This is a genomic window from Terriglobales bacterium (genome assembly GCA_035624455.1).
Taxonomy (GTDB): Bacteria; Acidobacteriota; Terriglobia; order Terriglobales; family Acidobacteriaceae; genus DASPRM01.
This window is the reverse complement of sequence record DASPRM010000002.1, coordinates 1-3,644: the sequence shown is the minus strand read 5'-3', so window position 1 is coordinate 3,644 and position 3,644 is coordinate 1. Positions and strand designations below refer to the sequence as shown.

Annotated in this window: 5 protein-coding genes; 4 read left to right on the top strand and 1 reads right to left on the bottom strand. The window is 58.2% G+C overall.

Features of this window, described 5'->3' with window-relative positions:
• Positions 1 to 159 precede the first annotated feature (159 nt).
• On the bottom strand, positions 160 to 339 hold the full coding sequence (locus tag VEG30_00090) for a hypothetical protein (GenBank protein HXZ78300.1): 180 nt from the start codon (positions 337 to 339) through the stop codon (positions 160 to 162).
• A gap of 236 nt (positions 340 to 575) precedes the next feature.
• Between VEG30_00090 and VEG30_00085 the strand changes: the two genes are divergently transcribed.
• From VEG30_00085 to VEG30_00070, 4 genes are all read left to right on the top strand, one after another.
• Positions 576 to 944 carry a cupin domain-containing protein gene (locus VEG30_00085; protein HXZ78299.1) on the top strand — a complete coding sequence of 123 codons (369 nt, stop codon included), beginning with the start codon at positions 576 to 578 and terminating at the stop codon, positions 942 to 944.
• A 115-nt stretch (positions 945 to 1,059) separates the two neighbouring features.
• The gene (locus VEG30_00080; protein HXZ78298.1) at positions 1,060 to 2,238 is read left to right on the top strand and encodes an acyl-CoA dehydrogenase family protein; all 1,179 of its coding nucleotides are present in this window, start codon (positions 1,060 to 1,062) and stop codon (positions 2,236 to 2,238) included.
• A 235-nt stretch (positions 2,239 to 2,473) separates the two neighbouring features.
• Positions 2,474 to 3,517, top strand: a complete 1,044-nt coding sequence (gene glpX, locus VEG30_00075) for a class II fructose-bisphosphatase (protein HXZ78297.1) — start codon at positions 2,474 to 2,476, stop codon at positions 3,515 to 3,517.
• A partial coding sequence (locus VEG30_00070; protein ID HXZ78296.1) for an FAD-dependent oxidoreductase occupies positions 3,517 to 3,644 on the top strand: 128 nt, incomplete at its 3' end. The genes glpX and VEG30_00070, both read left to right, overlap by 1 nt.

Genomic DNA, 3,644 nt, shown 5'->3' with positions numbered 1-3,644 from the left:
AAAATCGAGCGCCTCTTCGCCTGGCTGAAGAACTTCCGGCGCCTGCTGGTGCGTTGGGAACGACATAGCGCAAACTTCCTCGGCATGATTCAACTGGCATCCATGTTGATCCTGCTGAGACGTTTGTGAGACCACTTCTGAGTGCTGATTGCTGTTTCTTTACAGTTTTTCGTAGAAGTCGCAGGCCGAGCACGAGATGTACATTCCGCCCGCCACGCCGCGCTCGTTGTCTTTGAGGCGCTTGACGATGCGCGTCGCCTTCCCGCACTTGGGACAATCGGTGCTCTTGCTGGTATCCATGACCTTCTTGCGGTCTGCTGTCTTTGCAACTTTCGCCATTTCGATCTCCTGATCTCGACCGGGGCTAGCGTGCCGCCATCGCAGGAGCCAATGCTCGGCTTTCCGGTCCCAAAAATTTTGCACTTTGCTGAGTATCGGCGTTTCTGCGGGGTTCCACGGCTGCCGGGCCGGTGAATACCGGAATTATTGCTCTACTCTCTGTGCCACTTTGATTTTACACTAGGCGCACGGGGGAGGTAGAAGGGCCAGTTTGATTCCCCAAATGAGGATTGATCATGGCTTCTCTCAAGTTTTTCCGCTGGTCCGACGTTGAATTGGAAAACCTGAATCCGCTGCTCGACCGTCAGCTCATAACGGGTGAAAACGTGATGCTGGCACGGGTTCTGCTCAAGAAGGGATGTGTCGTCCCGGAGCACAGCCATCACAATGAACAGCTTACGTTTATTCTTGAGGGAGCGCTGAAGTTCTGGATTGATGGTCGCGAAATCGTAGTGGGTCCGGACGAAGTGCTCTGTATTCCCTCGAACATGCCGCATAAGGCTGAGGCGCTGGAGGACACCGTGGATATGGATATCTTCTATCCGCCGCGCCAGGACTGGCTGAACAAGACCGATGACTATTTGCGGGGCGTGGCGAAGAAGTAGGCAGGCCGAGCCACGATTTGCCGGAGTGCTGACTGCTAAGTGCTGCTCTTCGGATTACCGATTACAATTCCCGCCTAGAGTGCGCGTAATTCCGACTTAGAAAGAGGTCGTTTTCATGGCCCTGAAATTCAAGGGAGTCGATTTCATCGCGTTCGATGGCCTGCTTTCCGAAGACGAGATCCTGGTTCGCGACAATACCCGAAAGTTTGTGGAAGAGAATCTCATCCCCATCATCGAGCAGTGCAACCGCGAAGGCCGCTTTCCCAAAGAACTGATCCGTCCGATGGGAGAGCTTGGCTTTTACGGCGCCAATCTCAAGGGATATGGCTGCGCCGAAATGTCGAATGTCGAGTACGGTCTCGTCATGCAAGAACTGGAGCGTGGAGACAGCGGGTTGCGGTCGTTCGTGAGTGTGCAGTCGGCGCTGGTGATGTATCCGATCTACGCGTTTGGCAGCGAGGAGCAGAAGCAGAAGTGGCTACCGGGGATGCAAAAGGGCGAGAAGCTGGGATGCTTCGGACTGACCGAGCCCGATGCCGGCTCCAATCCCGGCGCCATGCGCACCCGCGCGCGCAAAGATGGGAACGACTATGTGCTCAACGGCGAGAAGATGTGGATTACCTCGGGCTCGATCGCTGACGTGGCGGTGATCTGGGCAAAGATGGAAGACGAGGGCGATCGTGTACGCGGGTTTCTGGTCGAGACCAATCGGCCCGGCTTCCGCGCTGCGGATGTGCATGGCAAATGGTCGCTGCGGGCCTCGGTGACGTCGAGTTTGTCGCTGCAGGATGTGCGCGTGCCCGCCTGCAACCTGTTGCCCAAGACGGAAGGGCTGAAGAATGCCCTTATGTGCCTGAACCAGGCACGCTATGGTATTGCCTGGGGCGGCATCGGTGCGGCGATGGCCTGCTATGACTGCGCGCTGCAGTATGCGCAATTTCGCAAGCAATTCCGCGATCAACCGATCGCTTCGCATCAGCTGGTGCAGGAAAAGCTGGTGTGGATGATCAGCGAGGTTACCAAGGCGCAGCTTTTGGCGCTGCAAGTCGGACGCCTGAAGGATCAGAATAAGGCGCAGCACTACCACATCTCGATGGCCAAGCGAAACAACATATGGATGGCGCTCGAGTGCGCCCGCCTGGCCCGCGACATCCTGGGAGCGAACGGAATCGCGGATGAATACCCGATCTTCCGCCACATGGCGAACCTGGAATCAGTGAAGACGTACGAGGGCACGCACGACGTGCACACGTTGATTATCGGGAATCAGATTACGGGGATGGATGCGTTCTAGGGTGCTTTGGAATTGCGGTCGAGCTTTGCTCGACCTCAACGGACGGGACGTCCGTTCCCACGCTTTCTCTGTGATCCACGCCATTGACGCTTGCCCAATCCGGGCGCATTATTGCTGCCCGCATGTTCAGTGAGTTTCATCTAGCTTTCCCGCTCGCTGGTCCGTTTCGCTTCTGCCCTCATTCCAAGATTCCGGATTGCGCGCACCAGCCGGCACTCTCGCAGGAGGTATCATCATGGCTACCCAAGTCAGACCTGAAACCAATCTGAAGAAAGCCAAGACCTACGGCGAAAACATCGAAAGCGACTTAGCGCTGGAGTTCCTTCGTGTAGTGGAAAAGGCCGCTATCGCTTCCGCCCGCACCATGGGACAGGGCGAACGCAAGCTCGCCGACCAGGTGGCCACCGAAGCCATGCGCCACACCATGGACTCAGTGCCCATGCGCGGCACCATCGTGATCGGCGAAGGCGAGCGCGACGAGGCCCCCATACTCTACATCGGCGAACGCGTTGGCGCGGAGTTTCCTGACGGTTCGCATGTTCCGGAAGTCGACATCGCTGTCGATCCGTTGGAGGGCACCAATCTGTGCGCTACCGGCGCCCCCGGAGCCATTACCGTGCTGGCTGCGTCCGAACGTGGCGGATTACTGAACGCTCCCGACTGTTACATGGAGAAGATCGTGGTCGGCCCATCCTGCAAGGGCATGGTCGAGATGGATGCGCCGGTTGCCGACAACTTGAAGGGCATTGCCAAGGGTTTGGGCCGCGACGTCGAGGACCTGGTGGTCATCGTGCTGGACCGCCCGCGGCACGAGAAGCTGATCCGCGATATCCGCCAGGCTGGGGCTCGAATCAAATTGATTTCCGACGGCGATCTTTCGGCTGGGATTGCCGCCGCCGTGCTGGGAACGGGTGTCCATGCGGTGATGGGATCGGGCGGTGCACCCGAGGGCGTAATTACTGCGGCTGCCATCCGTTGCCTCAACGGCTACATGCTGGGACGCCTGGTTGTCGACAAGCCGGAGCTGGAGGAGCGCATCGCCCGCATGGGCATCAAAGACAAGAAAAAGATTTATCGCGCCGAAGACCTGGCGCCGGGCAAGCAGATCATCTTTGCAGCGACTGGTGTGACCGAAGGCGCGCTCATGCGCGGCGTGCGTTTCTTCGGTGAGGGCACCCGCACGTCGTCAGTGATCATGACGCTGAACACCGGGAAGGTGCGCTTCATCGAGAGCATTCATCTGGAGAAGAAGCCCGACGTTAAGGTGCGATTCGCCTGATGACCTCGGCCGAAGTCGTCATTGTGGGTGGCGGAATCGTCGGCTCGAGCATCGCTTACCACCTGACGGAAGCGGGATGCACCGACGTGCTCGTCGTCGAGCGGGAGACTCACCAGGGCAAGGGATC

Coding starts and splice junctions, on each gene's coding strand:
- VEG30_00090 (HXZ78300.1), bottom strand. CDS start 339: ATGGCGAAAGTTGCAAAGACAGCAGACCGCAAGAAGGTCATGGATACC.
- VEG30_00085 (HXZ78299.1), top strand. CDS start 576: ATGGCTTCTCTCAAGTTTTTCCGCTGGTCCGACGTTGAATTGGAAAAC.
- VEG30_00080 (HXZ78298.1), top strand. CDS start 1,060: ATGGCCCTGAAATTCAAGGGAGTCGATTTCATCGCGTTCGATGGCCTG.
- glpX (HXZ78297.1), top strand. CDS start 2,474: ATGGCTACCCAAGTCAGACCTGAAACCAATCTGAAGAAAGCCAAGACC.